The organism is Phenylobacterium sp., from assembly GCF_019636135.1.
GTDB lineage: Bacteria > Pseudomonadota > Alphaproteobacteria > Caulobacterales > Caulobacteraceae > Phenylobacterium.
Map to the genome: position 1 here is coordinate 1 of NZ_JAHBYD010000041.1, position 25,822 is coordinate 25,822.

A 25,822-nucleotide genomic window follows, 5' to 3' on the forward strand; every position below is an offset into this window, starting at 1 on the left:
TGCATTCGGCGGTTCGCTCGAACCGTCGAATGCTCAGGACCTTCGCTTAGGATTAGACCATTCGGTTTCCCGACCTCGGACCTACCTAAGCGCCGAATGGTCTAGCCCCAGCTCTCCACCGCGCCCCGGCGGCGTGCGATCATCGGGGCCTTCTTCTGCGCCACGACCGGTTTCGGCACGGGCTTGCCGAACAGCCAGCCCTGGCCCAGCCCGATGCCCATGGCCTGGATCTTCCGCGCCGCGTCCTCGGTCTCGATCATCTCGGCCACGGTCTCGACGCCCAGTTCGGCGCACATCTCGGCCAGCCGCTTCAGCATCACCGCGTCGCGCGGCCGCGACTCCAGGCCCTGCACGAACTTGCCGTCGAACTTCACCACGTCGGCCTCGAGCTGGCGCAGGTAGTCGAGCGAGGCCGAACCGGCGCCGAAGTCGTCGAGGCAGATCTCGTGGCCGGCCTCGCGCAGCGCCTGGATCCTGGCGTTGGCGGCGTCGAGGTCGGCAAGCCTGTGGCTCTCGGTCAGCTCCAGCAGCAGCCGCGCGCGCAGCTTCGGCTGGGCCTCGTTCACGCGGATGACCGCTTCCACGAAGCCGGGCTGCTCCAGCGAGAACGCGCTGACGTTGGCGGCGATCCGCACCTCGGCGGGCGTCTCGGCCAGCATGGCGGCGACGGTCTTCACGACGGTGAGGTCGAACTCCACGACCAGGCCCAGTTCCTCGGCCAGCTTGATCGTCTCGGCCGGGCCGCCGCCGCCTTCGAAGCGGGTCAGGGCCTCGTAGTGGTGCAGGTCCCGGGTCCTGAGGTCGACCACCGGCTGGTAGACCAGCTCGAACTTCCCGGCGCGGATCAGGTCCTTGAAGCGGGCGGATTCGGTGACGGTCTGGCGCAGCGCCGCCTCGAAGCTCTTGGCCGCCGCGGCCGGCCCCTCGCCCAGGCAGCGGTCCAGCGCGTAGCGGATCGCACGCAGCGTCTCCGTGGGCGACGCCGGATCGAGCGGCAGTTCGCCGGTCTTCACCTCCACGCCGGGGCCCGCCAGTTCCCGGATGCGCTCGGCCAGGGCCTCGACGTTGGCCTGGCCCGACCGCAGCATGGCGAAGCGGTCGGCCCCCAGGCCGGCGGCGGGCACGCCGCCGTGCGACGCGGCCCGCAGGGTCGCGGCCAGCTTCTTCTGGGTGGCCTCGGCGACCTCGGGCTCCATGCCCGCCAGCGCCACGGCGAGGCCGGCGACCTCCAGCAGGTCGACGCTGAGCGCGCCGCCGGTCTTCTCGGCCTGCTTCATCAGCCCGGCGGCGGCGGCCTCGAAGTCCTCGCGGGCGGCCAGGCCCGAGGCGTCGGTCCTCACCTCGGCCACCGGCGGCTGCCAGAGGCTGAAGGCGGCGGCGACGCCCGGCCGTTGCGGCATCTGGAACAGCGACAGCGTGACGGGCTGAAGGCCCCTGGCCCCGGTCAGCGCGATCCTGAACGGCCCGCGGCGCTCGCCGGGGCGGATGCCGCCGATCGCGGCGTCGACCAGCTCGGCGTCGGCGATGTCGACGAACTCGCGCCAGGGCCGGCCCATCAGCGTCTCGGCGCCGCGGCCCAGCAGGCGGCCGGCTGCGCCGGTCGCGAAGGTCACGCGCCCGCCGGCGCCGATCTCCATGACCACGTCGGCGCTCGCGAACACGAACGCGAGCAACTGCAACGCGTTGGGTCCCGCCGGGGCCTTCGCTGGAGCCGATGCCGTGGCGGTCTGCGCCATGTCCTCCCCTTCGCCGCGCGTCAGGTTGCGCGCGATCGGATTTAAGCTTAGCGCGCAAGAGGTTACCGGTCGGTGAGGCGCCTTCTCGAGGCTCAGAACATCGGCTCGGGCGGTTTCTTCTTCCTGCGCGGCGGCTCCCAGAGCACGCCGGGGTAGCCCTTGAGCGGCTTCAGGGCCTCGCCGCGCCAGGTCCATTCGGCGGCCTCGGGCATGTTCATGTGGTAGCGCGGCTCGCGGCCCGTGCGCTCGGAGACGAGCGCGCGCGGCACGTTCACCATCTGCGGCGAGCGGGCGCGTTCGTAGGCGATCGGCGTGCCGCAGCGCGCGCAGAAGCTGCGGACCGTGCCCTCGGCCTCGTCCTCGTAGCGGGTGACGTTCTCCTCGCCCTCGACGATGGCGAAGCGGCTGCGCCAGCAGCCGACATAGGTGACGTAGGCCGCGCCCTGCGCATGGCGGCTGCGCCGGGCGTGGTCGTGCCAGGCCCAGCGGGCGGGGACGCCGATCTCGATCCGCACCGCGCCGCAGACGCAGGCGCCTCGCGCGACGCGGCCCTCCTTTCCGGACATGGCCGGTCCGCGCATCAGGCCACGCCCAGCCAGTCGAGGACCGGGTTGTTGGCCTCGCGCGGCCAGGTGTGGGCGAGGTCGGGGATCTCCAGGTAGGTCACCGCCGCGCCAGCCGCCTGCAACGCCGTGGCCGCCTCGCGCGCCATGCCGACGTCGAACATCCAGTCCAGCGCGCCGTGGGTGATGTGGATCGGCAGCCCCTGCAGCCGGTCGCGGTCGGCGTAGCTGGCCATCACCGGGTGGAACGCCGCCGAGGTCGGCGCGAGGTGCGTGAACGGCGAGCCGGGCTCGAGCCCGCTCACGTAGCTGAAGGTCCCGCCGTCGCTCATGCCGCCCAGCAGCAGGCGCGTCTCGTCCACGCTCCAGTGGGTGCGCACGAGGTCGAGGATGCGGTGCAGGTTCGGCGTATCCGCGTCGCCGCCCTGGATCGCCCAGGTGCGCCCGACGGCGGTGGGCGCCACCACGATGGCGCCGCGCGACCGGGCCTCGCGCACCCAGCTCCACAGGAACGCCCGGCCGTTGCCCGAGCCGCCGTGCAGGGCGAACACCACCGGCCAGGCCAGGGCGGCGTCGTAGTATTCCGGCACATAGATCGAGAAGGCCCCGCGCGCGCCGGGCTCGCCGCCGCCGTGGATCACCCCGGTGACCTCGCTTTCGGGCGCCTCGGCCAGGCGCTTCACGAGATCGGCGTCGTCGCGCCGGTCGGGATCGAGGAAGAAGCGGCCGACCGGCGGCAGGCCGCGCGCCAGCGGATAGAGCGCCTCCTGCGCCCGCGGGCCGTGGCGCAGCGCGCGGAAGACGGCGGCGAGCCCGTCCTCCTGGTCCGGCGCGGCGCGCAGCTCGGCGTAGGCGGCCAGCGCCGCATCGGCGGCCGTGGCCAGCGCGGTCCCGACCGGCGCCATCGCGGCGGGCCAGGCGTCGAGGCGGGGGCGCTCGGCGGCCAGCGCGGCGTCGGGCTCGCCGACGGCCGCCATCAGCTCGCCGAACTGGGGCGGGTCGAAGTGGCGCGCGACGAAGCCCAGCCGGTCCACGGCCTGGAGCAGCGGCGGCAGCAGCGCCACGATGTCGTCGAGTTCCCGATCTTCCACGAAGGCCCCCGCGCGCTTCACCCCGTGAAGTTAGGGACCCGCGCGACCCTTGGCCATCGCCGTGCGCAGGTTGCGTCCCGACGGCGCAGGCGGCGTGTCCGGACAAGACTTCGATTGCCGTGCAGGCCCGACCGGCGGCATGGGTGGCGGCCATGAACGACAAGTCCGACAAGCCGCCGCCCAAGTCCTTCCGCGAGGAGGTCGTCGACAGCGCCAGGACCATCGGCCTGGGCCTGCTGCTGGCCCTCGTCCTGCGCGTGGTGCTGTTCGAGCCCTTCACCATCCCGTCGGCGTCGATGGAGCCCGGCCTGCTGGTGGGCGACTACGTGATCGCCACCAAGTGGGACTACGGCTGGAGCCGCGCCTCGATCCCGTTCAACCTGCCGCTGTTCAGGGGCCGGGTGTTCGAGCAGGCGCCGGCGCGCGGCGACGTGGTGGTCTTCAAGCTGCCCAGCAATCCGCAGGTGACCTACGTGAAGCGGCTGATCGGCCTGCCCGGCGACCGGGTGCAGGTGAGCGAGGGCCGGGTCTATGTGAACGGCGAGCCGATCGCGCGGACCCCGGCGGGCGACGCCCTCGATCCGGACGCCGACATGACGGTGGCGCAGTACGCCGAGACCAACGCGCGCGGCCACACCTACATGACCTTCGACCGCGGGCCGAACGAGCCGCTCGACAACACCGAGGTCTTCGTGGTGCCCGAGGGCCACTATTTCATGATGGGCGACAACCGGGACAACTCGTCCGACAGCCGCGTGCCGCCGGCCATGAACGGCGTCGGCTTCGTGCCCGCCGAGAACCTGATCGGCCGCCCGCGCTTCATCCTCGCCTCGTGGAAGGGCGGCGCCGAGATCTTCAAGCCCTGGACCTGGGTGATGCGCTTCGACCCGGGCCGGTTGCTGAAGCCTGTGGGCTAGGGTCCGCGCTCAATACCCTCTGAGGGAATTCAATGACTTCCGCTCATCCCGGCGAATGCCGGGACCCAGATCCACGCTCGCGGAGACTGATGGGAGGACCTCGGAGCCTCCGGAACCCCTCTTCTTGCGCCATGCCATCTGGGTCCCGGCGTTCGCCGGGATGAGCGGTATTGAGGGCGGTCCTAGCGGGCGCGGTATTCGGCGAAGCTGATCGCGCCGTCGCCGTCGGTGTCGAGGGCGCGGAGTTCGGCGGCGCTGAGGCGGCCGTCGTGGTCGGTGTCGAGGCGGGCGAACTCGCCGGCGGCGGCCGGATGGGCCAGGGCCGGCGCGGCGACCGCGCCCACGGCGGCGGCCCCCACCGTGGCGGCGATGATCCCGCCGGCGACGAGGCGCCAGCCGCGGCGGACCACGCGCGGCGCGGGCGGCGCGATCTCGCGCTCGATGAAGCCGCGGAGCGCCTCGCTCGCGGACACGCCCTCGTCCTGGCAGCGCGCCATGAAGGCGAGCTTGGTCGGGTAGGGCAGGCGGATCTCGAGCGTCTCGCTCTTCTTCAGCTTCATGGCGGGTGACCGATACCGGGTTCGCGGGTGGAGGACAGGATAATCCTGTCCGGACAATGACCCAACGTGGCGTTTCAGCCCTTGCGCATCTCGATCACCTCGCGGCGGCCGCTCATCAGGTAGCGCATGTCGGAGCCGACGGTGACCAGGTCGAAGCCGCGCGCGATCATCTGCTTCGAATAGGCGGCGCCGTTGGTGTGGACGCCGGTGCGGATGCCCGCGGCCCTCGTGGCGGCCAGGATGCGGTCGAAGGCGGCCAGGATCCTCGGGTCGTCGCTGTCCTGCCGCGGCTCGCCGCCCAGCGAGAGCGAGAGGTCGGAGGGGCCGATGTAGATCCCGTCGAGGCCCGGGACGGCGCAGATGGCCTCGGCGTTCTCCAGGCCCTCGGCGGTCTCGATCATCGCGAAGGTGAGGACCTGGGCGTTGGCGTTCTCGGCGTAGTCGCCGCCGTGGACCATCGCCGGGCGCATCGGGCCATAGCTGCGGAAGCCGCCGGGCGGATAGCGGCAGGCCCGCACGAAGGCCTCGCACTCGGCCGCCGTGGAGATCATCGGGCAGATGATCCCGAGCGCGCCCGCGTCCAGCGCCTTCATGATGTCGCCGGGCGCATTCCACGGCACGCGGACCAGCGGGACGGCGTCGCTGGACCGCAAGCCCTGCAGCATCGACAGGACGTCGGAATAGCCGATCAGGCCGTGCTGCTGGTCGATGGTGACGGCGTCCCAGCCCTGCGCGCCCACGGCCTCGGCGTTCAGGGCGCCGGGCAGGCTGAGCCAGCAGTTGATGGCGGCCTTGCCGTCGGCCCAGATCTCTTTGAGGCGATTGGTGCGCATCGCCTAGCCGTAGCGCGGCCCTGGCCCTCAGGCCACCAGGATGTCGCCGCCGCTGCGGTTGGCGAGGATCTGGCCGATGGCGTCGAAGAGGGCCGTCATCGAGACGGGCTTCAGCAGCACGCCGTCGGCGCCGGCGGCCAGGCAGTCGGCCTCGATGGACGAGCCGGCGTCGGCCGTGACCACGATCACCGGCAGGGTCGCCTTGACGTCGCCGCGCCGGCGCAGCTCGCGGATGGCGGTGATGCCGTCCATGCCGGGCATGCGCAGGTCCATCAGGATCAGGTCGTAGTCGTAGTCGGCGATCATCTGGAGGCCCGCGGCGCCGTCCGGGGCCTCGGCCATCTCGATCCCGCCCGCGCGCAGCATCTCCTTCACGACGCGGCGGTTGACCTCGTTATCCTCGACGAACAAGACCCGCATGGGTGGCTCCGGGCGGCCGACCCCCCGCCGACGCTACGCTCCGTCTTATAGCCGACAGCTTAAGCGAACATTGATTGTGCAGGGGAATCCGCGCCCGCCGACAGCCGTTCGGCGAAGCCGGCCCTGAGCGCGGCCGAGAGCGCCGGGGCCGCGATGGGCTTCCTGACCACCTGGGCCGCGCCGGCCGCGGCGAGGAGCGCCGCCTCGGCGTCGTCGCCGGGGGTCAGCACCACCACGGCCGCGGGGCCGGTCCTGCCGCAGAGCGCCCGGAGCGCCGCGGCGCGCGCGTCCGGCGCCTCGCCCAGCACGGCGGCGTCGCAGAGGATCAGGTCGAAGCGCCCCTGGGCGGCGTCGGCGGGGGCGGCCACCGCCTCGACGGCGCGCACCTGCGGCGTCAGCACCGCGCGCAGCACCGCCTGGGCCAGCGGGTTGGCGTCCACCAGCAGGACCCGGGCGTCGGCGAAGGTCTCGGCGGCGGGCGCGTCCTCGCCCCCCGCGGCGGCGCGGCTCTCGGCCGGGCGCCGGAGCGCGATCCGCACGGTGAAGGTCGAGCCCTTGCCCAGCGTGCTCTCCAGCGCGATGTCGCCCCCCATGGCGCGCGCCAGGTTGCGGCAGATGGCGAGGCCCAGGCCCGTGCCCTCGTAGTTGCGGGTGATGGAGCCGTCGACCTGGCGGAAGGGCTCGAACACGTCCTCCTGCCGCTCCTTCGGGATGCCGATGCCGCTGTCGCTGACCGCCAGCACCAGCTCGTCGCCCTCGGCGCGCACGGCCAGGGCGACCGCGCCCTGGTGCGTGAACTTGATGGCGTTGGACATCAGGTTGAACAGGATCTGCCGCAGGCGGCCCGCGTCGGCCAGGATCCTGGTCGGCGCGCGGTGGATGTCGAGGGTGAGCGCGACGCCCTTGGCGTCGGCCTTCTCGGCCCACAGGCGCGCGGTGTCCTCGCACAGCTTCTTGAGGTCCATCTCGGCCGGGGTGATGATCATCTTGCCCGTCTCGATCTTCGACAGGTCGAGGATGTCGTCCACCAGGGCGCGCATGGTCTCGCCCGAGCCGTGGACCAGGGCCACCTTGTCCTTCAGCTCGGCGTCGAGGCGCGGGTCGGCCAGGATCACCTGGGTCATGCCCAGGATGCCGTTCAGCGGCGTGCGGATCTCGTGGCTGGTGGTGGCCAGGAACTCGGTCCGCGCCTGCACCGCCTTCTCCAGCGAGGCGTTGGCGACCGACAGCTTGCCGTTGGCGTCGCGCACCTGGTTGCGGCTGCGCCGGATCGACAGGAACCCGCCGAGCAGCAGGACGCCGACCAGCACCGAGCCGGCCAGCAGGACGTTGGTGACGACGCCGCGGGTGCGGGCGAGCTCCACGTCCTTCTGGAGCTGCGTCGCCTTGAGGCTCGCGATCCGCGAGGCCTGGTTGGCGTAGTCGAACCGGGCCGACATCAGCGCCGCGTTGGTCGAGGCGGCCAGGTCGCGGGCCTGGTCGTCGAGCCGCTTGAAGGCCTTGAGGTGCGCCAGCGCCAGGTGCTCCTGGCCGAGCGCCAGATAGGCCTTGTAGGCGGTCTCGTGGAAGTCGCGCTCGATGAGGCTGGTGGTCTCGAGGTCGACGCCCGCGAACGTGCGCTCGATCAGGTCGGCGGCGCCCCGCGCATTCCCGCGGGCGAGCTGCAGCCTGGCGGCCACGCCCCAGACGCCGGGCAGGCTCTCGCGGGCGGCGGCGTCGCTGTTGGCGAGCCGCTCGGCCTCGGCGACGTGGCGCTGGGCGGCGTCGAGCTTGCCGTGCTCGACCTCGGCGGCGGCGAGGTTGGCCACCACGCTGCTCTCGATCAGCGGGCTCTTCAGCTCGCGCGCGACGGCGCGGGCGCGTTCGAACTCGGCCTCGGCCTCGGCGTACTTCCGCTGCTCGCGCAACGCGTTGCCGATGTTGTTCCGGGCGCTGACCGTCAGCGACGGGTCGCCCGCGTAGAGGTCGGCCGCCTGGGCGTAGTACTGGAGCACCTTCGCGTAGTCGCGGGCGTCCTGGTAGATCGTGCCGATGTTCATCAGCGCGATGGCCTGGCTGCGCGCCTCCCCGGCCTTGCCGAAGATGCGGTAGGCGGCGTGGAAGTCGGTGAGCGCCGCCTGCACCTGGCCCTCGGTGGCCAGCACCCCGGCCTGGGCCATCAGCAGGTCGCCGTGCAGCTTGGTGTCGGGCGAGCCCCTGGCGACGGCGGCCAGGCCGTCCCGGATGACGGGCCGCGCCTCTTCGAGGCGGTTCAGGCGCAGGAGCGCCTCGCCCTGGAGCCACTGGGCGGTGGCGATATGCTCGGCCCTGCGCGGCCCGCTCTCCCGCTTGGCGGCGTCGAGGGCGGCGAGCGACTGGCCGAGCGCGGCCTGCGGATCGGCCATCATCGCCGACTTGGCGGCCTGGACCCTGGCCTCGAACGGCGTCGGGGCCTCGACGTTCGCCGCGTCGGGCGCATAGGCGTGCGCCGCCGGGGCCGTCGCGAGGACGGCCGCCGCCGCGACGGCCATGGCGATTTCCCTGGAGCGCATGTTCCGGCCCATCCCGGCGGCAAGGTTACCGGGCCATCCCTTAAGGTGAGGCTAAGGGGGAGCTTCCCTGCATCCGGACGGTCGCGCCGCCGTCCAGATACGAGGGGTCACTCCGGCCAGAGGTCGCCGACGTCGCCCTTGCGGTTGAGGGCGCGGACGGCGCGCTTGACGACCGCCAGCAGGCGTTCGCGCCGCGCCGGCTCGTCGTAGGTCATCGAGCCCTTGGCCAGGCCCTCCAGCAGGAAACGGCCCAGGTCGCGGCTGGCCTGGAAGCGCGGATCGTGGCCCGCCTGCACCATGGCGCCGAACCGGTCGCCGCCGAGCTGGGCGTGGTCGAAGGCGCTGCGGGCGCTGGCCAGCCGCCCGGCCAGCATCGCGTCGGTGCGCGCCGCGGCCTCCAGCTCGGCGAACGCCACGAACGGCAGCTCGTGCAGCAGCGCCCAGTAGACGTCGACGGCGTGCTCGGCGGCGTCCACGCCCGGGGCCGGCTGCGCCGCGGCCTGCTCGAACAGCTTCGCCCGGTTGAGCTCGATGTGCGAGACGGCCGCCTCGACCAGTTCTTCCCGCGTGGCGAAGTGATAGAGCATGGCCCCGCGCGTCAGGTCGGCGGCGTCGGCGATCACCGCGTTGGTGGCCGCGTGGTAGCCGATCTCCGCGAACAGCCGCATCGCCGCATCGAGGATGCGCGCGCGGGTGCGCTGCGACTTGGGCGTCGCGCGGGCGGAGAAGTTCGTCGCGTCCATCGAACCCAATTCGGGGCGCCCCACCGGGCCTGTTTCGCAGCGTCCTAGGCACGGTTGCCCCGCGGATGCCAAGCGCATACGAACCTGCTGCGCCGCATGGACGCGCGGTTGTCCGGCCTTTGGGCGCCCGGAGCCCGCGTCTGCCGGGATTTGGCATAACGCCGGCTTGCGTTGACTTCCATCCGGAACTCATGACAGTGCCGCTGCCATGAAAACGCCCCCCTTGCCGAACCTGCGGGCGAACCTGCGCGACCGCCAGCGGGAGGAGACCCGGGCCCAGATCCTGCGCGCCGTGGGCCGCCAGCTCGAGCACCGCAGCCTCGAGGAGCTCAGCTTCGCCGAGATCGCCCGCGACGCCGGCGTCGGCGAGCGCACCGTCTACCGCCATTTCCCGACCAAGGAGGCCCTGCTGGGCGCCTTCTGGGCCTGGATGCAGTCCGAGGCCTTCCGCCAGCCCCCGAAGGCAGCCGAGGGGCCGCCCCGGCCGCGGCGCGCCGACCGGCGCCTGCGCGAGGCCATCACCGCCAGCCGCGACCCGCAGCGGCCGATGCGCATCCTGATCGCCACCGACGCCTGGGAGCCGCAGGTGAACGGCGTGGTCCGCACCCTCACCCGCGTGGTCGGCGAGCTGCAGGCCATCGGCCACCAGGTCGAGGTGATCCACCCCGGCCAGTTCAAGACCTTCCCGCTGCCCACCTACGCCGAGATCAAGGTGGCCATCGGCGTCTACGAGCCGGTGCAGGAGCTGTTCAAGGCCTTCGAGCCCGAAGCCATCCACATCGCGACCGAAGGCCCGATCGGCCTGGCGGCGCGGCGCATCTGCGTGGAGTGGAAGCTGCCCTTCACGACCAGCTACCACACCCGTTTCCCGGAATACGTCTCGGCGCGCCTGCCGCTGCCGCTGGCGGCCGGCTACGCCTACATGAAGTGGTTCCACAAGCCGTCGGGCCGGCTGATGGTGGCGACGCCCACCATGCAGAAGGCGCTGGAGACCCACGGCTTCCGCAACATCTCGGCCTGGTCGCGCGGCGTCGACACCGACATCTTCCGCCCGCTGGCCGAGGGCGAGGCCGCCCTCTTCGCCGACCTGCCGAAGCCGGTGTTCCTCTATGTGGGCCGCGTGGCCGTGGAGAAGAACATCGAGGCGTTCCTGGCCCTCGACCTGCCCGGCTCGAAGGTGGTGGTGGGCCCCGGCCCGCAGCTCGACGAGCTCAAGGCCAAGTACCCGAAGGTGGTCTTCACCGGCTCGAAGTCGGGCGAAGACCTGGCGGCCCACTACCGAAGCGCCGACGTCTTCGTGTTCCCGTCGCTCACCGACACCTTCGGCCTCGTGATCCTGGAGGCGATGGCGTCGGGCACGCCGGTGGCGGCCTATCCGGCGCCGGGGCCGATCGACATCATCCCGGGCTCGGCCGCCGGCGCGCTCGCGCTCACCGCCACCGAGGGCCTGCGCGAGGCCTGCCTCCAGTGCCTGGACCTCGACCGCCAGCGCGTGCGCGCCTTCGCCGAGGGGTTCTCCTGGCGCGCCTGCGCCGAGGACTTCGTGAAGAACCTGGAGCCCTACCCCGAGCCCGAGAAGACCCGCTTCTGGCGCCGCCTGCGCCGGCTCGCCCGCGTCCGGCGCAGGCGGCCCGAGGCGGCGTAGCCGCCTCATCGGCGCCAGGACTCGGGCGGCCTGACGTCCCGCGGCGTATGACACTTTTATGACAATCCGGTTGGCGCGCCGCGAAACGCCGCGTAAACCGCCCCGCCTGACGATCGGAACGTGATCGATTCGCTGGGAGCGCCGTCGCGCCGTTGGGCAAGAAGCAGGACAGAGTGCGGCCCGAGCTCGATCGCGAGCCGCGCACCCAGTATGCCGCCCTGCCCTGGCGCAAGCGCGAGGACGGCGCCGCCGAGGTCCTGCTGATCACCTCGCGCGAAAGCCGCCGCTGGGTGATCCCGAAGGGCTGGCCGATGGCGGACAAGGCCCCGGGCCCCTGCGCCGCCCAGGAGGCGTTCGAGGAAGCCGGCGTGATCGGCGAGACGCGCCGCAAGAGCCTGGGCGTCTACCACTACGACAAGCGCCTGCGCTCGGGCCGCCTGCAGCACGTCCGCGTCCAAGTCTATCCGATGCAGGTCGTCGAGGAGCGCGACATCTGGCCCGAGATGGCCGAACGCGACCGCAACTGGACCACCCCCGCCGCCGCCGCCGCCCTCGTCGACGAACCCGAACTCAAGGCCCTGCTCGCCAAGTTCAAGCCTTAGCGGAAACCAATCCCTCCCCTTCAGGGGAGGGCAATCGCATATGGATGCGGGCGGCCGAAAGGCCGTCAGTCGAACCGCGGAGATCGCGGAGATACGCGGAGGCTTTCCCCATTTGTCATCCCGGTTTGGGCGTAGCCCAAGACCGGGACCCAACCCTCCGGTGCGTCGATGGTTGGGGGCCGGCCCCTGGCGAGCGGGGCCAGATAACAACCTCAGAGCACCGGACGGTTGGGTCCCGGTCTTCGCCTGCGGCGAAACCGGGATGACAATCGTGGGAGAGCTTCTCTGCGCATCTCCGCGATCTCCGCGGTTTGACTGACGGCCTTTCGGCCATCCGCATCCATATGCGATGGCCCTGCCCTGAAGGGGAGGGATGGTCGCTACAGCAGCCGGCTGCGGATCGCCTGGCTCAGCATGTCGATCAGCGTCACGGCCAGGATGATCACCACCACGATGGCGGCGGTGCGCGCGTAGGCGAAGCCGTTCAGGCTGTCGAACAGGAGCTGGCCGATGCCGCCGGCGCCGATCAGGCCCAGCACGGTGGCGCTGCGGCTGTTCGACTCGAAGCGGTAGAGCGCATAGCTGGTCCACAGCGGCGCCACCTGCGGGATGACGCCCCAGATGATCTCGTGCAGCTTGCTGGCGCCCGTGGCCCGCACGCCCTCGACCGGCCCGCGGTCGATGGACTCCACGGCCTCCGAGAACAGCTTGGCCAGCACGCCCGAGGTGTTGACCGCCAGCGCCATCACGCCCGCGAACGGTCCCGGCCCCACGGCCACGATGAAGACCGTGCCGATCACCAGGTCCGGCGCCGAGCGGATCACGTCCAGCACGCGCCGGATCGGCCACTGGGCGTAGGCCGAGGTCATGTTGCGCGAGGCCAGCAGCGACAGCGGGACGGCCAGCAGGATCGCCAGCGCCGTGCCCCAGAGCGCGATCTGGATCGTCAGCCACATCTGGCCGACGTAGAGCTTCAAGTCGGTCCAGTCGGGGTGGGCGAACTCCCGGGCGAACGTCTGCATGTTCTCCGAACGGGCGAACAGCAGCGGCAGCTTGCTGATCTCGGCCGGCCCGAAGGCGATCAGCAGGAGCGCGATCACCCCGCCCCAGACCAGCAGGTCCGGGAGCCGTTGCATGAACGTCTTCTGCGGCGGCGGCGGAACGGCCGTGGCGGCGGCAGGCAGGCTCATTGGGCGTTTTCGGGGGCGGTCGCGGGCTCGATGGCCTGGGCCTGGGCGATGTCGGCCTTCACCTTGTCGTACTCGGCCTGGGCCTTGGCGATCCTGGCCTTGTCGCTCCCGCGCTTGGCCGCCGCGAGCTCCTCGCTGGCCTCCATCTCGCGCACCGGGTTCAGGTAGCTGTTGTCGGCCGGCTTGAAGCCGCCGTAGGCGAGGCCCTTCAGCACCTCGCGCTGCTTCTCGGCCTTGGCGTCCGCGCCCGTGCCGTAGGTCAGGAAGAACTGGCGGATCTTCTCCTTCAGCGCCGGGTCGAGGTCCTTGCGCACCACGATCGAGCTTTCCGGCAGCGGCGGGCTCTCCCAGATCACCTCCAGCTTGCCGGCCTGTTCAGGGCTCTGGCGCTTGAAGAAGACGAGGCCGACCGAGTTGTTCGTGGCCGCGTCCAGCACGCCGTTGGCCACCGAGAACGAGTTGGCCTGGTGGCTGGCCGCGCGGACGGCCTTGAAGCACTTGTTCGGCTCCACGCCCTTCGGCGTGAAGAGGTAGGTGAGCGGCGCCAGCGTCCCCGAGGTCGACTGGGTGTCGCCCATGCCGAACGACAGGCTCCTGTCGCAGGCGAGCAGCTTGTCGAGCGTGACGCCGCTGCCCTTCCTGACGATGATGATCGACTTGTAGGTGGCGTCGCCGCCAGCGTCGACCACGCGGCCCAGCACCTCGCCCTGCGACCGGTTCACCGCCGAGAGGGCGGGCGAGGCCGAGAACCACCCCATCTGCACCTGGTTGAAGCGCATGGCCTCCACCAGCGAGGTGTAGTTGGTGGCGAAGAACGGCTTCACCTTCACCCCGATCGACTCCGAGAGGTCGGCCAGCAGCGGCGCCCAGAGGGGCTCCATGGACGACTGGTTCTCGGCCGACAGGATCGAGAAGGTGAGCTCGTCCGGCGTGCCGCCGGCGGCGGCCTTCTCGGCGGGCTTGCCGCACGAGGCCAGGCTGAGCGCCGCGACGGCGGCGAGGATGAGGGTGCGACGGATCATGTGGGCGCTCCTTCCCAGAAGACGTCCTCGAATTCGGGGCCGTAGATGTCGATGAGCTTGTCGCGCTTCAGGCCGCCGGAGGGACCGTCGTAGACGATCTGGCCGGCCTTCAGGGCCACGACGCGTTCGCAGTAGCGCAGCGCGTAGTCGACCTGGTGCAGGGTGACGATCACCGTCAGGCCGTCGGCCTGGTTCAGCTCGCGCAGGATCTCCATCACGCGGCGCGCCGCGACGGGGTCAAGGCTGGCCACCGGCTCGTCGGCGAGGATGATCTTGGCCTTCTGCACCAGGGCGCGGCCGATCGCGGCGCGCTGCTGCTGGCCGCCCGACAGCGTGTTGGCCCGCTGGCCGGCGTATTCCGAGAGGCCGAAGCGGTGCAGGGCCGCCATGGCCGCCTGCCTGGTCTCGGCCGGCCAGAGGCCCAGCGCCGCGCGCCAGAAGCCGATCCGGCCCAGCGACCCCAGCGCCACGTTGGTGAACAGCGACAGCCGGCCCACCAGGTTGAACTGCTGGAAGATCATGCCGATCCGCGTGCGGGTCCTGCGCACGTTCGGGTCGATCTTGCCGTCCTTCTGGACGTGGCCGTCGAAGGCGACGATCTCGCCGGGGCCGGGATCGATGGTCTGCAGCGCGCTGATCGAGCGCAGCAGCGTGGACTTGCCCGACCCGGACGGGCCGATCAGGGCGATCATCTCGCCCTTCGCCACGTCGAGCGAGACGCCGTCGAGGGCGCGGCGCTGGCCGAAGGTCTTGGAGGCGTTCCGTATGGACAGAACGGCGGCGTCGGTCATGGAGGCGGTCGGAGCTTTCCCGTCAAGCAAACCCCGGCTTCATGGCACGCCGCCCGGCTCCCGGTCCAGCGCGGCGGCGACATTGAAAGCCCTGTCGGTACGGCCCGGTACGGCGCCGCCCCGCCTTCAGGCAGCCTCGCGCGCACGCGCCGCACACACGAACGCTTTACATCCCCGTCGGCAGGCCCTATTTGCGCGCCTTCCGGCGGACCCGATGTCCTCAAAAGCGCTGCTAACGCCGGTCTGGGTTCAACAATCCGTTGGGGGTTGCGTGAGGTGCATACGTACCATACGCCCCTGGACCTGGTCCGTGAGCGGTCACCGGAGCGTCCCGTCGCCTTTGCGCGACCGGATGCGGTGGCGGTAGCGGCGCGCTGGTTCCAGGACAAGTTTCAAGGCGACGTTTTCTACGCTGTGAAGGCGAACCCTTCGCCGTGGGTCATCGAGGCCCTGGTGAAGAACGGCGTGAATTCGTTCGACGTGGCCTCGATCCGCGAGATCGAGCTCGTGGCGCAGTCCGCCCCGGGCGCGCGGATGGCGTTCATGCATCCGGTGAAGAGCCGCAAGGCGATCTCCGAGGCGTACCACCGCTTCGGCGTGAAGACCTTCGCCCTCGACACCCATGAGGAGCTCGGCAAGATCCTCGAAGCCACCGGCGGCGCGCAGGACCTGACCCTGATCGTCCGCCTGGCGGTGGTCGCCGAAGGCGCATCCTACTCGCTGGCCGGCAAGTTCGGCGTCGACCTGCACGAGGCCCCGGCCCTGCTGCTGGCCGCGCGGCGCGCCACCCAGGGCAAGATGGGCGTCAGCTTCCACGTCGGCAGCCAGTGCATGCGCCCCACCGCCTACCAGGCGGCGATGGCCCAGGCGCAGCGCGCCATCGTGCGCGCCGGCGTCATGGTCGACATCGTCGACGTGGGCGGCGGCTTCCCGTCGATCTACCCGGGCATGATCCCGCCCGACATGGGCGACTACGTCGACTCGATCCAGCGCGGCTTCGCCGAGATGTCGGTCCACGAGGAGACCGAGCTGTGGGCCGAGCCGGGCCGCGCCCTGGTGGCGGAAGCCTCCTCGGTGCTGACCAAGGTCGAGCTGAAGAAGGGCGACGCGCTCTATCTCAACGACGGCAGCTACGGCACGCTGTTCGATGCGGCGCACATGAAGTGGCCCTTCCCGGTGAAGCTGTACCGCGGCGAGGGCGACGACGCCCACGAGGTGGAAGGCCCGCTGAAGCCGTTCCGCTTCTACGGCCCCACCTGCGACTCGATCGACCACATGCCGGGCCCGTTCTGGCTGCCGGACGACATCCGCGAGGGCGACTACATCGAGATCGGCATGCTCGGCGCCTACGGCGTCGCCATGAGCACCAACTTCAACGGGTTCGGCGAAGCCGAGATCGTCGAGGTGAAGGACGCCCCGATGGCCTCGATGTTCGGCCTGGCCGGACGCGTCATCCGCCTGCCCCGCGAGGAACAGGCCGAGGAGCGGAAGGTTGTCCGTCTGAGCCGCCCGAAGGGCGCGGCAGGGAAGAAGCGCCGCCGGCGCTAAATCTGTCGCGGAAATGCTATAGGCGCGGCCGGTCGCTCCGTCCCGGTCGCGCCTCTCTATTTGGACGGGCGTCAACTTCGAGAGGGAAACCCGACGATGAACGCTCCCGTTCAGAACACCAACCGCAAGGCCGAGCTGCTGGCCAACACCGTCGAGCACGTGGCGATCGACCAGTACGACGCCCGCCCGGTGATCGACGCCATGCGCAAGATGAGCTTCACCAGCCGCGACACCGCGCGCGCCGCCGACATCTGGTCGATGAGCCTGGAAGACCCCAACTGCTCGACCTGGCTGACGCTCGCCGGCTCCACCTCGGCCGGCGGCTGCATGCACATCTACCGCGACATGGTGAAGCACGGGATGATCGACGCGATCGTCGCCACCGGCGCCTCCATCGTCGACATGGATTTCTTCGAAGCCCTCGGCTTCAAGCACTACCAGGCCGACTCCACCGTCGACGACCGTGAGCTGCGCGAGATGTACATCGACCGCATCTACGACACCTACATCGACGAGGAAGAGCTCCAGAACTGCGACGGCACGATCTACGCGCTGTGCGAACTCCTTGAGCCGCGCCCCTACTCCAGCCGCGAGTTCATCCACGAGATGGGCAAGTGGCTGGCCGCCGGCAACGCCAAGAAGGAGGGCAGCCTGGTCGAGACGGCCTACCGCGAGGGCGTGCCGATCTTCTGCCCGGCGTTCGTCGACTCATCGGCCGGTTTCGGCCTCGTGAAGCACCAGGTCGAGCGCATGAAGGCCGGCAAGCCCTACCTCACCATCGACGCCGTGGCCGACTTCCGCGAGCTGACCGAGATCAAGCTGAAGGCCGGCGCCACCGGGCTCTTCATGGTGGGCGGCGGCGTGCCGAAGAACTTCGCGCAGGACACCGTCGTCTGCGCCGAGATCCTCGGCCACGAGGTCGACATGCACAAGTACGCCGTGCAGATCACCGTGGCCGACGTGCGCGACGGCGCCTGCTCGTCCTCGACGCTGAAGGAGGCCTGCTCCTGGGGCAAGGTCGACGTCACCTGGGAACAGATGGTCTTCGCCGAAGCCACCACCGTCGTCCCCCTCATCGCCTCCGACGCCTGGCACCGCGGCAGCCACAAGGCCCGCAAGAAGCCCCGCTGGGCGGACCTGTTCCTCAAGGCGTAGGCGGCCAACCTTGCCCGGTAGAGCGCCCCATGGGCGGTGCGGCCAGGCAGACACGCTGGGTCTGAACCAGTGCGCCGGCGACACCCCTCCCGCGGTGGGCGCAGAGCTCCAAGCGTAGGCTTAGCCTAGGTAGAGGCGCGGCGGCGCCGCGCCTCCTCGTGCATGTTCACGGGAGTAGTGTTGAGAACTCGCGTAACCATCGCAGACAGGAAGCGACCAGGCTCAAGATCTGGCGGTATTTTGTCTCGTCTAATCGTCACCTGGGGAAGGCCCTTGATAACTGAGACGATGGCGGACTCCGGGACCACTGCAGGCGCGTCCTCGTCGTCATCTTCGGACTCAGGGCCTGGGTCTAGTATTCCGCCTTGGCGCGCTTCGAAGCCCCCGTCAGGCAATGCGGCCTCATCTCCGTACTCCATCAAGATCAGGCACGTGGCGTGATAGGCGTCGTCTTCTCGCCCAAGCTTGGCCAACAGGTCGAACAGCCAATCCGCAGTCCTAGGCTCCTTGGTCAAAATGTCGGAGCGCAGGCCGAAGACAAATCCGAGGGCGGCGAGCGGGTGCCGCAGCCGTAGGTTCTTCGCATCACCGTAGGATTCCTCGACCCTGTTTGGCGCGTTCTTGCCATAGGAGGAGTCCATCCGCTTCGTGGAGATAAGCAATTCGGGGCCAGTCGCCCAGTCCGTGATGATTACATCGACTTGCTTGAGGTAATTCTTTCCCAGAATCGCAGCGGACGCCGCGGTAACGCGGGTGATCGACCCAGCTCTCGATACGCGGCTTCCCACATCCGCCTTGAGCTTTCCCGGCAGACTATCGATCAAAGCGGCTACCGAGGCAGGGAGAATGCGAGGGTTGGTCGGCCTGGGCCATACTTGATCTTGCTCGAATCCTGCTCTGCGAAGCTCGTAGCTGAGCCATACGTCGAGGGCGAGCGCCGGAACCCCGGACTGCGTCCCCGCCTTGAGATGGAGGGGCACGCCAAGCAGCCGTTGAAGCGTTTCGTAGTCTGGCTCAAAATGCAGTTGGCCGTCCGCGACGATCCACGGATTGGTGTGCACGCCATCAGGAGCCGCGTCAGCCACGATGTGGTCGAAGATCGGCCAGGCTTCAGCTTTCAGGGACGGTTTGGTCGCCAACGGCTGGCCTCACATTTCGATGGCGGCAGTCATCGCCTGCGCCTGACGTGCTTCTCGTCGCGCGTCCGCGCCCCGGGAGAGCGCAGGCTGCAGGCGTCGGCACCCCCAATCAATTCGCATAGTGCCTCCAGCGGTGGAGTGTACGGATGCCATCCTCCAAGGCGTCGGCGTCGGCATTGTCGGCAATGCAGGCCGGGGGGAATAGCACTCGCGTCGCCTCGCGCACCTCCAGTTTCAGCATGCCGCCGCCGAGCGCATGCCCCTCCAGCTCGCAGCTAAGTCGTACGAACGGACTTGACCACTGGGGCAGCAGCTTGGTCGCCGCGGCATGATCGTGAACCCTGACGGCATGCACGCTGTTCGTGCAGGTCACCCCGGCGACGTTGCGTACCAAGTTCGCCGACCGTCCGGCCATGTAGCTAAGGACGTAGTTTGGCACCTGGACATCGGGCACGGCGTACCACGGAGTCCGGTTGCGGCACTTGTAGCCGCCGCGCGCTGCGCGTCCGGCGCTACTGTCGAGGTACTCGCGGACGCTCGCTGGCAACTCTTGATTGCGGGTCAGCCGGAGGAGAAGCACTGGGTCATCAGCGCGGGTCCATTTCTTGACGGTGGCCCGAGTGATCTGACCGCTGGGCATCGACCGCCCATTTCGCAAGCTCGCGTGCAAGAACGGGGTCGGAATCTTCCAGCGCTTTGCCTCTGATGGCCGGAGGTGAAAGAAGTCGTTGTCGCCGCTGACGTAGCCAATGCCGACAGTCGCGAAGTCACCAAGCCGTCTGGTGGCAGGATGGCCGACCGCAAGGCTGTAGAGCGAGCGGATCTCGGTGGGTAGAAGGTACGGCCGCAGCCTGCGCGACCAGAGCGTGCGCCACTCGGCCAAGTCCACCCGAACTGTCGGCTTCGGTCGCGCCTGGCTTGGTTTGAACCTGTCACAGACCGTCAGGTCGATGTGTTCGGCAGCGCCTCCGTGTCCGTCAGCGTAGAGGAGCCAACAGTCTTCGGACAGGGTCGGGAAGAGCTTCTCGCGGACAGCGATGAGGTGGACGGTCGTGAACGAGCCCACAAGGTATTCCAGCAGAGGCGCTGCGTAGGGCGCATGCCCGATCTCTGCCGGAACGACGAAGGCCATGCGACCACCCGGCTTCAATAGGGCGGCGGTCGCCACCAGGAACGGCGCCCATGAAGACGCTAGGCCGGTGAACTCGGCGCCAGCTCGCGCGCAAAGTTCCAGAGCCCTTCGGCGGACCTCACCCTTGAATGTCTGATAGCGGATGAAGGGAGGATTCCCGGCTGCGCATTCGAAGCGCTCATGGGTTTCCGCCGCCCAAGCGAAGAAGTCACCTTCGTGAACGAGCGCTCCCGGAGCTGCAGCAATGGCAGACTGCGCCGAATGGGGATTCTGCTCGATCCCCACCGAGTTGTGATGGGCCGATAGAAACTGGCCATCGCCACATGAAGGATCCAGCAATCGGTCTGATTGCGACCGCGCGGCCCAAGCCACAAGCGAGCGCGCCACATCGCCCGGCGTGAAGTATGCGCCGGACTGCTTCTGGCAAAGAACTGGCGAATGAATCCCCACGGCGGCGGAGCCTAGAGTGTGTCTCTGAACGCGTTCAACAATGAACATACAGGGAACATTGTTGTGACGCCAGCTTAAGGCTGCGGGTCGACCGACAGCGTTGGCTCATCGCGACGGCAGTGCGTGCATCGCCTCGCTGCCGGACGGGCATCCCTGTCCCCGCCAATGCCGCCTCCCCGAAATCTCGCACGCGGCGCCCCAAACGACCGCTTCTGACGTAGATGGGTGTTCCACTCGCCCCGTGAGCACACCGACCGACAGAGCCGAAGCGCACGCGCGCGATCTCGCCCGGTTCCAGGCGATTGCGATGCATGCGGCGGAGAAGGCGCACGGGGCCATCGAGGCGACGGAGGACGCCGCGGAGCTCTGCGCGCTGATCTCGGCCCTGAGCAAGGCCGGGCGGGTGCTGCGCATGTCCATCGCGCTGGAGACGAAGCTCGCCCGCGACGCCGGCCGCGACGCGGCGGTGCTGACCGAGAAGGCCGTCGCGACCCGCAAGGCTCGGCTGGCCGGGACGCTCGACCGGATGATCTGGACGCAGATGCGGCCCATGGAGGCCGAGGCCGCCACCGCCGACCTGCGCGAACGCCTGGAGGCCGAGGCGCTGCTGGACGGGTTCGCCGACGAGCCGGTCGAGGCCCAGGTCGAGCGCATCGCCGGCCTCCTGGGCCTCACCGGCGAGGCGATCGGACCCTATGTGCCCGCATCCCTGCGCCACCGGCCGTCCAGCTTCCGCCACTTCTGGGGCGATGACGAGGCCTGGGAAGACGAAGCGGGGGAAGACGAGGCGGAGGACGATGAAACGGAGGGCGTGGACGCCGTGGCCCGGCCATCCGGCGAACCCCAGCCGAACCCCGACCCCTTCAACGGCCGCCTGGCCCCGCCCATCGACCTCCCCTCCTGGGAATGCGACGACGACACCAGTTGAGGCGCGAAGCGCCCTTCAGAAGAACCACGGATTTCACCGATTTCACGGATGGGCGCGGGCGCCGCAAGGCATCCGTGTAATCCGTGCAATCCGTGGTTCATTTCATTGCGGCTTCGCCGCGGGAGCCGACGCGGGCGGTTGAAACGCCGGGCGGTGTTTGCGACACACGCGGCTCGCGTGGTGTGGAGGGAGTTTGCGATGCGCCTGAAGTTGTTCGTGACCGCGGTCTCGGCCCTGGCCTGCGTGGGCGCGGCGCCCGCGCCGAAGCCCGTGACGCCGCCCGCCCCGCCGCAGCCCTATCTCAGCGACGCCGACCTCGACACCTTCCGGGTCCTGCCGCCCGCGCCCGTCGCCGGGACCACCCGCTACGAGGCCGACCGCACCGTCTACCTCCAGACCCGCAAGTGGGAGGGCACGCCGCGCTGGGACATGGCCAAGGCCGACGACTCCAGCATCAACGCCATCCACGGGCAGTCGTGCGCGGTGGGCGTCGAGCTGACCGCCGAGACGGCGCCGCAGACCTTCCGCCTGCTCCTGCGCGTGGGGCGCGACTCCAGCCTCGTGACCCGGAAGGCGAAGGACCAGGCGAAGCGCCAGCGGCCCTACCTGATCGACGAGGGGAACATCTGCGTGGCCAAGACCGCCGGCCTGGCCAGGAGCTGGGACTATCCGTCGGGCCACAACACCTGGGGCTGGTCGGCGGGCCTGGTCCTGGCCGAACTGGCGCCCGACCGCGCGACCGAGATCATGAGCCGCGCCCGCGCGTTCGGCGAAAGCCGGCTGGTCTGCGGCGTCCACAACATGAGCGCGGCCCACATGGGCTGGGCCAACGCCTCGGTGCTGGTGGCCGCGCTGCATGGGAAGGCCGAGTTCCGCAAGGACGTCGAGGCCGCGCGCAAGGAACTGGACGCGCTCCGCAAGACGGGCGCGAAGCCCGATCCCGCCAAGTGCGCCGCCGAGGCCGAGCTGATCGCCACGCCGCTCTACTGAGGCTATATGCCCGCGTACCACTCGTAGCCGCGGTCGGGCCAGTAGCCGCCCCGGCCGCGGCCCAGGCGCGTCCGGCCGGACTCGTCGACGCCGTCGAGGCGGTCCACCACCTCGATGCGCATCACATACTTGGCCTGCTTGTAGCCGAGCTGCCGCTCGACCCGCAGGCGCAGCGGCGCCCCGTGGCGGACCGGCAGGGTGGCGTCGTTCATCTCGTAGGCCAGGATGGTCTGGGGATGGTAGGCGTCGATCAGGTCGATGCTCTCGTAGTACTGGCCGGTCCCGTCCAGCGTCTGCTCCAGCGTGTCGGCGCAGTGGAAGACGACGTAGCGGGCGGCGGGCTTCAGGCCGGCCAGGTCCAGCAGCGGCCCCAGCCGCGCGCCCTTCCACTTGCCGATCGAGGACCAGCCCTCGACGCAGTCGTGGCGGGTGATCTGGCTGCGCGCCGGCATGGCGCGGATCTCGCCCAGCGAGAACCGGCGTGGCTGCTCGACCAGCCCGTCGATGACGAGGCGGTAGTCGGCGAAGTTGTCGGCCAGCATCGCCTGGTACGCCTCGCTGTCGGGCCGCGTGGAGCCGTTGGCGCGGAAGTCCTTCGAGATGTCGGCGACGGTGAACTCGCGCGCCAACGCCCTGCGGTCGGTGGCGGCGCGCTGGGCGCGGTAGGTGAGCGTCTCGGCCCGCCGCAGCACGCGGACCGCCCTTGGGTCCTGGGTGAGCTTGTCGCAGGCCGCGAGCCACAGGCCCGCCAGCGCGGCGCCCGCGCCCTTCAGCCAATGGCGGCGGTCCGTGCTCATGCCGCCTCCCGCTCCGTCTCGATGGCGTACTTGCCGGTGATCATCGCGCGCATGTTGTTCCAGGCCCCGGAGACGATCACGAGCGCCACATGCACCAGCACGAAGGCGACGATGAGGCCGGCGCAGATGAAGTGGACCGACCGCGCGCCCTGCCGCCCGCCGAACAGGTCGATCAGCCACGGGACCGTGGCGTTGAACCCCGGCGACATGCACAGCCCCGTCACCACCATCAGCGGCAGGACGACCGCGATCACGGCAAGATAGGTGAACTTCTGGATCACGTTGTAGGATCGCGCCTCGTCGCCCTTGGGGAACCTGAACCGCGCGTGCGTGCCGATCTCGTGCAGGATGTGGCTGAGCCGAAGCTGCCTTCGCGTCGGCAGCATGTCCTTGCGGATGTGGCCGCCCGCCAGCCCCCACAGCCAGTAGGCGAGCCCGTTCGCCACGAAGAGCCAGGCCAGGAAGAAGTGCCACATCCGCCCGCTGCCCAGGTCGCGCCAGCTCGGCAGCGTCGCCCAGGCCGGGAAGCCGCGCACCTCGCGCATGCCCGCCTTGCCGCTCCAGCCGAAGACGCCGGTGGTGTCGAACGTCAGGCCGCCCAGGGTGGTGATCCCGTGCGCCTCGCCGCCGATCTCCTGCTTGCTCATCGACAGCCACGGCTCGGCGAAGGTCGACTTCGCGCCCCAGTACAGCGCCGGGTGCGCGTTGAAGATCTGCAGCCCGCTCATCAGCAGCAGGCTGACGACCGCCACGTTCAGCCAGTGGGTGATGCGCGTCACCACGGAATGGCGGCGGATCAGCACCTTGGTCTTGCCGGTCATGCGCTCCTCGTTGACTGGCGGAACGATACCCGATCCCGCCGCGCTTTGCAGGAGACAGGCAAGACGGAGCTGAGCCATGGGCGCCGAAAACCATCCCGACAGCCGGCCGCGCCGCACGCCGCGCCCGGGCGAGGCGTCCGAGACGGTCGAGCCCGAACGCTATCCCTCGACCTCGAAGGACGACTCGGTCCAGGCGCCGCCGCAGGGCCGCAGCTTCGAGGAGGAGGCCGGGAAGGTCGTGGACGAAGGCGGCGATCCGCCCGGGCGCTAGCCGCCGCGGCCACGCCTTCGTAAGCTCGGCGCGGGACCGGGGAGCAGGCGCATTGGCGGAGATCGAAGTCTGGCGGGGCAGCGTCGCGGCCTGGGAATGCGACGCCATGGGCCACCTGAACGTGGGCTTCTACGTCGCCAAGTCGATGGAGGCGCTGGCGGTCATGGCCGCGGAGCTCGGCCTGCCGCAGGCCTTCGCGCCCGCCGCCCCGGCCACCCTGGTCGTGCGCGAGCAGTACATCCGCTTCCTCCGCGAGGCGCGGATGAACACGCCGCTCTCCATGACCGGCGGCGTGCTGGAGATGGCCGAGGACACCGCGCGGCTGCTGTTCGTGATGCGTCATCCGACCGGCGAGATGGCCGCGACCTTCCAGACCGTCGTCGCCCACGCCACCGCCCGCGAAGGCCGCGCCTTCCCCTGGCCCGACCGCGTGCTCGCCCGGGCCGGGGCGCTGGGGACCGAGGTCCCGGAGGGCGGCGCCCCGCGTTCGGTCGTGCTCGCGCCCGTGGACGCGCAGGCGTCGCTCCCGCGCGCCGAGGCGCTGGGCCTGGCGGCCACCGGCCTGGGCGCGGTGCTGGCGCAGGACTGCGACGCGTTCGGCCGCCTGCGCACCGAGGGCGTCATGCAGCGCCTGTCGCCCGCGATGCCGCACCTCTTCGTGGGCCAGCGTCCCGCGCCCACCGCCGGCGGTCGTGGCGGGGCGGCGCTGGAGTACCGGCTGATCCACCACGCCTGGCCGCGCGCCGGCGACCGGGTGATGCTGCGCTCGGGCTTCCAGGGGGGCGACGGCCGCTTCCAGCGTATCTTCCACTGGGTGCTCGATCCCGCGACCGGGCGGCCCTGGGCCACCGCCGAGGCGATCTCGGTCGCCTTCGACCTCGCCACCCGCAAGATGATCACGATGAGCGACGAGGAGCTCGCCGCCGCCAGGGCCCGCTGGACCCCGGAACTATCCCACTAGCTCGTGCAGCACCTGGCGCACCAGATCGGGCCGCTCCATCGGCAGGAAGTGGGTGGTCCCCGGCACGGTCTCGCACCGCGCGCCGACGGCGTCGAGGTCGCCGAGGTTGTCGTCGATCCGGGCGGTCGAGGCGGACTCGGCGCGCAGCATCCGGATCGGGCAGCGCACCGCGCGGAAGGCCGCCCAGGGGTCGTAGTTGTGGATGCGGAAGTTCGACGCCTCCCAGGCCGGCGTGCAGGTCAGCGTCACCTGCCCGTCCCCGGTGGGCGCGAAGCCGGCCTCGACGTAGTCGGCCAACTGCTCGGGCCGCCAGCTCCGGAACGCACCGCGGCCGGTATAGGCGGCGAGGGCCGCCGCCTTGTCCGGGAACACGGCGCGACGGCGATCGGCCCCTTGCGCCAGCGGATTGTCGCCCATCAGGTCCGGCGCGGCGAGGGCCGCGTCGAAGATGACGGGGTCGAAGAGGGCCAGCGCCTTCACCGTCTCCGGCGCGGCGGCGGCGGCGAGAAGGCTGGTCGTCCCCCCCATGGAGTGCCCGGCCAGGACGACGGGCGTCTCGGCCACTTCGCGCAGCAGCGCCAGGAGGTCGTCGCGGAACTCCGTCCAGCCCTGCCGGCCCTCGATCACGGCGGGCAGCGTGGACGCGCCATGGCCCCGCAGGTCCAGCGCCAGGATCCGATGGTCCTGCGCCAGGGGGCCGAGGATCGTGCGGTACGTGCGGCCGTTGAAGCCGTTGGCGTGCGAGAAGACCACGTCGACCGGGCGGTCCTCCGGCCCGAAGTCGAGCACCGCCATCGCGCCGCCCCGCCCGGGAAGGCCCACCCGCCGCGGCCGCGGCTCGTACTCGACCATCGCATCCATGGCCCCGCTCTTAGCCCGGTGACGCGGAGGCAGGAAAGCGGCTCCGGCGGCCGCGGCCGGGTCGGCGCGTCGTCTGGCCGAAAGGGCGTCTTCGCGCTAGGATGTGACCGGTCGGTACGGGGCGT

25 protein-coding genes and 1 pseudogene are annotated in these 25,822 nt (G+C 70.3%); 10 read left to right on the forward strand and 16 right to left on the reverse strand.

All coding sequences use genetic code 11. The features are described 5' to 3' along the window. Window positions 1-101: 101 nt before the first annotated feature. The 3 genes from KF737_RS20785 to KF737_RS20795 form a co-directional block, all read right to left on the reverse strand. Entirely contained in the window at window positions 102-1,736 is a 1,635-nt protein-coding gene (locus tag KF737_RS20785) for an EAL domain-containing protein (RefSeq protein WP_296459853.1), read from the reverse strand. Window positions 1,737-1,828: 92 nt separating this feature from the next. Continuing rightward, window positions 1,829-2,302 carry a GFA family protein gene (locus KF737_RS20790; protein ID WP_296459858.1) on the reverse strand — a complete coding sequence of 158 codons (474 nt, stop codon included), beginning with the start codon at window positions 2,300-2,302 and terminating at the stop codon, window positions 1,829-1,831. Between the two features lie 14 nt (window positions 2,303-2,316). Further along, entirely contained in the window at window positions 2,317-3,411 is a 1,095-nt protein-coding gene (locus KF737_RS20795) for a hypothetical protein (RefSeq protein ID WP_296459861.1), read from the reverse strand. Window positions 3,412-3,542: 131 nt separating this feature from the next. On the opposite strand from KF737_RS20795, the gene lepB reads away from it, so the two are divergent. Continuing rightward, window positions 3,543-4,307 (forward strand): signal peptidase I, encoded by a 765-nt coding sequence (lepB, locus tag KF737_RS20800; RefSeq protein WP_296459866.1) that lies wholly within the window; start codon window positions 3,543-3,545, stop codon window positions 4,305-4,307. Window positions 4,308-4,489: 182 nt separating this feature from the next. Here the strand turns inward: lepB and KF737_RS20805 are convergent, their stop codons facing one another. The 5 genes from KF737_RS20805 to KF737_RS20825 all read right to left on the reverse strand — a co-directional run bounded on the left by KF737_RS20805 (window position 4,490) and on the right by KF737_RS20825 (window position 9,394). Next, entirely contained in the window at window positions 4,490-4,867 is a 378-nt protein-coding gene (locus tag KF737_RS20805) for an EF-hand domain-containing protein (protein ID WP_296459869.1), read from the reverse strand. Between the two features lie 74 nt (window positions 4,868-4,941). Next, a complete protein-coding gene (locus KF737_RS20810) occupies window positions 4,942-5,700 on the reverse strand; it encodes an aldolase/citrate lyase family protein (protein WP_296459872.1) in 759 nt (252 codons plus the stop codon). Window positions 5,701-5,727: 27 nt separating this feature from the next. Then, window positions 5,728-6,120: a response regulator gene (locus KF737_RS20815; RefSeq protein ID WP_296459875.1), complete on the reverse strand. Its 393-nt coding sequence runs from the start codon at window positions 6,118-6,120 to the stop codon at window positions 5,728-5,730. Between the two features lie 59 nt (window positions 6,121-6,179). After that, window positions 6,180-8,651, reverse strand: a complete 2,472-nt coding sequence (locus tag KF737_RS20820) for an ATP-binding protein (RefSeq protein ID WP_296459878.1) — start codon at window positions 8,649-8,651, stop codon at window positions 6,180-6,182. Window positions 8,652-8,758: 107 nt separating this feature from the next. Further along, on the reverse strand, window positions 8,759-9,394 hold the full coding sequence (locus tag KF737_RS20825) for a TetR/AcrR family transcriptional regulator (protein ID WP_296459883.1): 636 nt from the start codon (window positions 9,392-9,394) through the stop codon (window positions 8,759-8,761). Between the two features lie 208 nt (window positions 9,395-9,602). On the opposite strand from KF737_RS20825, the pseudogene KF737_RS20830 reads away from it, so the two are divergent. The 3 genes and pseudogenes from KF737_RS20830 to KF737_RS20840 all read left to right on the forward strand — a co-directional run. Then, window positions 9,603-9,800 (forward strand): annotated as a pseudogene (locus KF737_RS20830) (TetR/AcrR family transcriptional regulator); the annotation flags it as partial. A 141-nt stretch (window positions 9,801-9,941) separates the two neighbouring features. Then, window positions 9,942-11,039, forward strand: coding sequence for a glycosyltransferase family 1 protein (locus KF737_RS20835; RefSeq protein WP_296459953.1), 1,098 nt, complete (start codon window positions 9,942-9,944; stop codon window positions 11,037-11,039). 152 nt (window positions 11,040-11,191) lie between these two features. Further along, window positions 11,192-11,641 (forward strand): NUDIX hydrolase, encoded by a 450-nt coding sequence (locus KF737_RS20840; protein ID WP_296459886.1) that lies wholly within the window; start codon window positions 11,192-11,194, stop codon window positions 11,639-11,641. Between the two features lie 380 nt (window positions 11,642-12,021). Here KF737_RS20840 and phnE read toward each other — a convergent pair whose 3' ends face one another. Genes phnE through phnC form a run of 3 tightly spaced genes read right to left on the reverse strand, consistent with a single transcriptional unit; the run spans window position 12,022 to window position 14,644 of the window. Further along, a complete protein-coding gene (phnE, locus tag KF737_RS20845) occupies window positions 12,022-12,831 on the reverse strand; it encodes a phosphonate ABC transporter, permease protein PhnE (RefSeq protein WP_296459889.1) in 810 nt (269 codons plus the stop codon). Next, window positions 12,828-13,853 carry a phosphate/phosphite/phosphonate ABC transporter substrate-binding protein gene (phnD, locus tag KF737_RS20850; protein WP_296459892.1) on the reverse strand — a complete coding sequence of 342 codons (1,026 nt, stop codon included), beginning with the start codon at window positions 13,851-13,853 and terminating at the stop codon, window positions 12,828-12,830. Before phnD ends, phnE begins: the two co-directional genes overlap by 4 nt. Beyond that, the gene (gene phnC, locus KF737_RS20855; RefSeq protein ID WP_296459895.1) at window positions 13,850-14,644 is read right to left on the reverse strand and encodes a phosphonate ABC transporter ATP-binding protein; all 795 of its coding nucleotides are present in this window, start codon (window positions 14,642-14,644) and stop codon (window positions 13,850-13,852) included. The genes phnD and phnC overlap by 4 nt, the downstream gene beginning before the upstream one ends. Window positions 14,645-14,920: 276 nt before the next feature. Here phnC and KF737_RS20860 point away from each other — a divergent pair, with 276 nt between their 5' ends. Next, the gene (locus KF737_RS20860) at window positions 14,921-16,192 is read left to right on the forward strand and encodes a type III PLP-dependent enzyme (protein WP_296459897.1); all 1,272 of its coding nucleotides are present in this window, start codon (window positions 14,921-14,923) and stop codon (window positions 16,190-16,192) included. Window positions 16,193-16,288: 96 nt separating this feature from the next. Next, on the forward strand, window positions 16,289-17,347 hold the full coding sequence (locus tag KF737_RS20865; RefSeq protein WP_296459900.1) for a deoxyhypusine synthase: 1,059 nt from the start codon (window positions 16,289-16,291) through the stop codon (window positions 17,345-17,347). 125 nt (window positions 17,348-17,472) lie between these two features. Here the strand turns inward: KF737_RS20865 and KF737_RS20870 are convergent, their stop codons facing one another. Both KF737_RS20870 and KF737_RS20875 read right to left on the reverse strand, forming a co-directional pair. Next, complete coding sequence (locus KF737_RS20870; RefSeq protein ID WP_296459904.1) at window positions 17,473-18,486, reverse strand: hypothetical protein; 1,014 nt, start codon at window positions 18,484-18,486, stop codon at window positions 17,473-17,475. Between the two features lie 109 nt (window positions 18,487-18,595). Beyond that, on the reverse strand, window positions 18,596-20,068 hold the full coding sequence (locus KF737_RS20875; protein WP_296459906.1) for an N-6 DNA methylase: 1,473 nt from the start codon (window positions 20,066-20,068) through the stop codon (window positions 18,596-18,598). A 241-nt stretch (window positions 20,069-20,309) separates the two neighbouring features. On the opposite strand from KF737_RS20875, the gene KF737_RS20880 reads away from it, so the two are divergent. Next, window positions 20,310-20,996, forward strand: a complete 687-nt coding sequence (locus KF737_RS20880; protein ID WP_296459908.1) for a hypothetical protein — start codon at window positions 20,310-20,312, stop codon at window positions 20,994-20,996. Window positions 20,997-21,194: 198 nt separating this feature from the next. Beyond that, window positions 21,195-21,986, forward strand: a complete 792-nt coding sequence (locus KF737_RS20885; RefSeq protein ID WP_296459914.1) for a phosphatase PAP2 family protein — start codon at window positions 21,195-21,197, stop codon at window positions 21,984-21,986. Window positions 21,987-21,988: 2 nt separating this feature from the next. Here the strand turns inward: KF737_RS20885 and KF737_RS20890 are convergent, their stop codons facing one another. Together KF737_RS20890 and KF737_RS20895 are read right to left on the reverse strand one after the other, a co-directional pair. Then, the gene (locus tag KF737_RS20890; RefSeq protein WP_296459920.1) at window positions 21,989-22,783 is read right to left on the reverse strand and encodes a molybdopterin-dependent oxidoreductase; all 795 of its coding nucleotides are present in this window, start codon (window positions 22,781-22,783) and stop codon (window positions 21,989-21,991) included. After that, window positions 22,780-23,604 (reverse strand): cytochrome b/b6 domain-containing protein, encoded by an 825-nt coding sequence (locus KF737_RS20895; protein ID WP_296459922.1) that lies wholly within the window; start codon window positions 23,602-23,604, stop codon window positions 22,780-22,782. The genes KF737_RS20890 and KF737_RS20895 overlap by 4 nt, the downstream gene beginning before the upstream one ends. Before the next feature lie 76 nt (window positions 23,605-23,680). On the opposite strand from KF737_RS20895, the gene KF737_RS20900 reads away from it, so the two are divergent. Both KF737_RS20900 and KF737_RS20905 read left to right on the forward strand, forming a co-directional pair. Continuing rightward, window positions 23,681-23,875, forward strand: coding sequence for a hypothetical protein (locus KF737_RS20900; protein WP_296459925.1), 195 nt, complete (start codon window positions 23,681-23,683; stop codon window positions 23,873-23,875). A 52-nt stretch (window positions 23,876-23,927) separates the two neighbouring features. Beyond that, window positions 23,928-24,836 (forward strand): acyl-ACP thioesterase, encoded by a 909-nt coding sequence (locus KF737_RS20905; protein WP_296459928.1) that lies wholly within the window; start codon window positions 23,928-23,930, stop codon window positions 24,834-24,836. On the opposite strand, the gene KF737_RS20910 is transcribed toward KF737_RS20905, so the two are convergent. After that, the gene (locus KF737_RS20910; protein ID WP_296459932.1) at window positions 24,825-25,697 is read right to left on the reverse strand and encodes an alpha/beta hydrolase; all 873 of its coding nucleotides are present in this window, start codon (window positions 25,695-25,697) and stop codon (window positions 24,825-24,827) included. The two genes, KF737_RS20905 and KF737_RS20910, sit on opposite strands and share 12 nt — an antisense overlap. Between the last annotated feature and the right edge of the window lie 125 nt (window positions 25,698-25,822).

Bases quoted from the DNA above. Each gene is read 5' to 3' on its own strand.
- KF737_RS20890 (WP_296459920.1), bottom strand. From the start codon at position 22,783: ATGAGCACGGACCGCCGCCATTGGCTGAAGGGCGCGGGCGCCGCGCTG.
- KF737_RS20790 (WP_296459858.1), bottom strand. From the start codon at position 2,302: ATGTCCGGAAAGGAGGGCCGCGTCGCGCGAGGCGCCTGCGTCTGCGGC.
- phnC (WP_296459895.1), bottom strand. From the start codon at position 14,644: ATGACCGACGCCGCCGTTCTGTCCATACGGAACGCCTCCAAGACCTTC.
- KF737_RS20900 (WP_296459925.1), top strand. From the start codon at position 23,681: ATGGGCGCCGAAAACCATCCCGACAGCCGGCCGCGCCGCACGCCGCGC.
- KF737_RS20835 (WP_296459953.1), top strand. From the start codon at position 9,942: ATGCGCATCCTGATCGCCACCGACGCCTGGGAGCCGCAGGTGAACGGC.
- KF737_RS20805 (WP_296459869.1), bottom strand. From the start codon at position 4,867: ATGAAGCTGAAGAAGAGCGAGACGCTCGAGATCCGCCTGCCCTACCCG.
- lepB (WP_296459866.1), top strand. From the start codon at position 3,543: ATGAACGACAAGTCCGACAAGCCGCCGCCCAAGTCCTTCCGCGAGGAG.
- phnE (WP_296459889.1), bottom strand. From the start codon at position 12,831: ATGAGCCTGCCTGCCGCCGCCACGGCCGTTCCGCCGCCGCCGCAGAAG.
- KF737_RS20785 (WP_296459853.1), bottom strand. From the start codon at position 1,736: ATGGCGCAGACCGCCACGGCATCGGCTCCAGCGAAGGCCCCGGCGGGA.
- KF737_RS20810 (WP_296459872.1), bottom strand. From the start codon at position 5,700: ATGCGCACCAATCGCCTCAAAGAGATCTGGGCCGACGGCAAGGCCGCC.
- KF737_RS20865 (WP_296459900.1), top strand. From the start codon at position 16,289: ATGAACGCTCCCGTTCAGAACACCAACCGCAAGGCCGAGCTGCTGGCC.
- KF737_RS20825 (WP_296459883.1), bottom strand. From the start codon at position 9,394: ATGGACGCGACGAACTTCTCCGCCCGCGCGACGCCCAAGTCGCAGCGC.
- KF737_RS20885 (WP_296459914.1), top strand. From the start codon at position 21,195: ATGCGCCTGAAGTTGTTCGTGACCGCGGTCTCGGCCCTGGCCTGCGTG.
- phnD (WP_296459892.1), bottom strand. From the start codon at position 13,853: ATGATCCGTCGCACCCTCATCCTCGCCGCCGTCGCGGCGCTCAGCCTG.
- KF737_RS20820 (WP_296459878.1), bottom strand. From the start codon at position 8,651: ATGCGCTCCAGGGAAATCGCCATGGCCGTCGCGGCGGCGGCCGTCCTC.
- KF737_RS20910 (WP_296459932.1), bottom strand. From the start codon at position 25,697: ATGGATGCGATGGTCGAGTACGAGCCGCGGCCGCGGCGGGTGGGCCTT.
- KF737_RS20815 (WP_296459875.1), bottom strand. From the start codon at position 6,120: ATGCGGGTCTTGTTCGTCGAGGATAACGAGGTCAACCGCCGCGTCGTG.
- KF737_RS20895 (WP_296459922.1), bottom strand. From the start codon at position 23,604: ATGACCGGCAAGACCAAGGTGCTGATCCGCCGCCATTCCGTGGTGACG.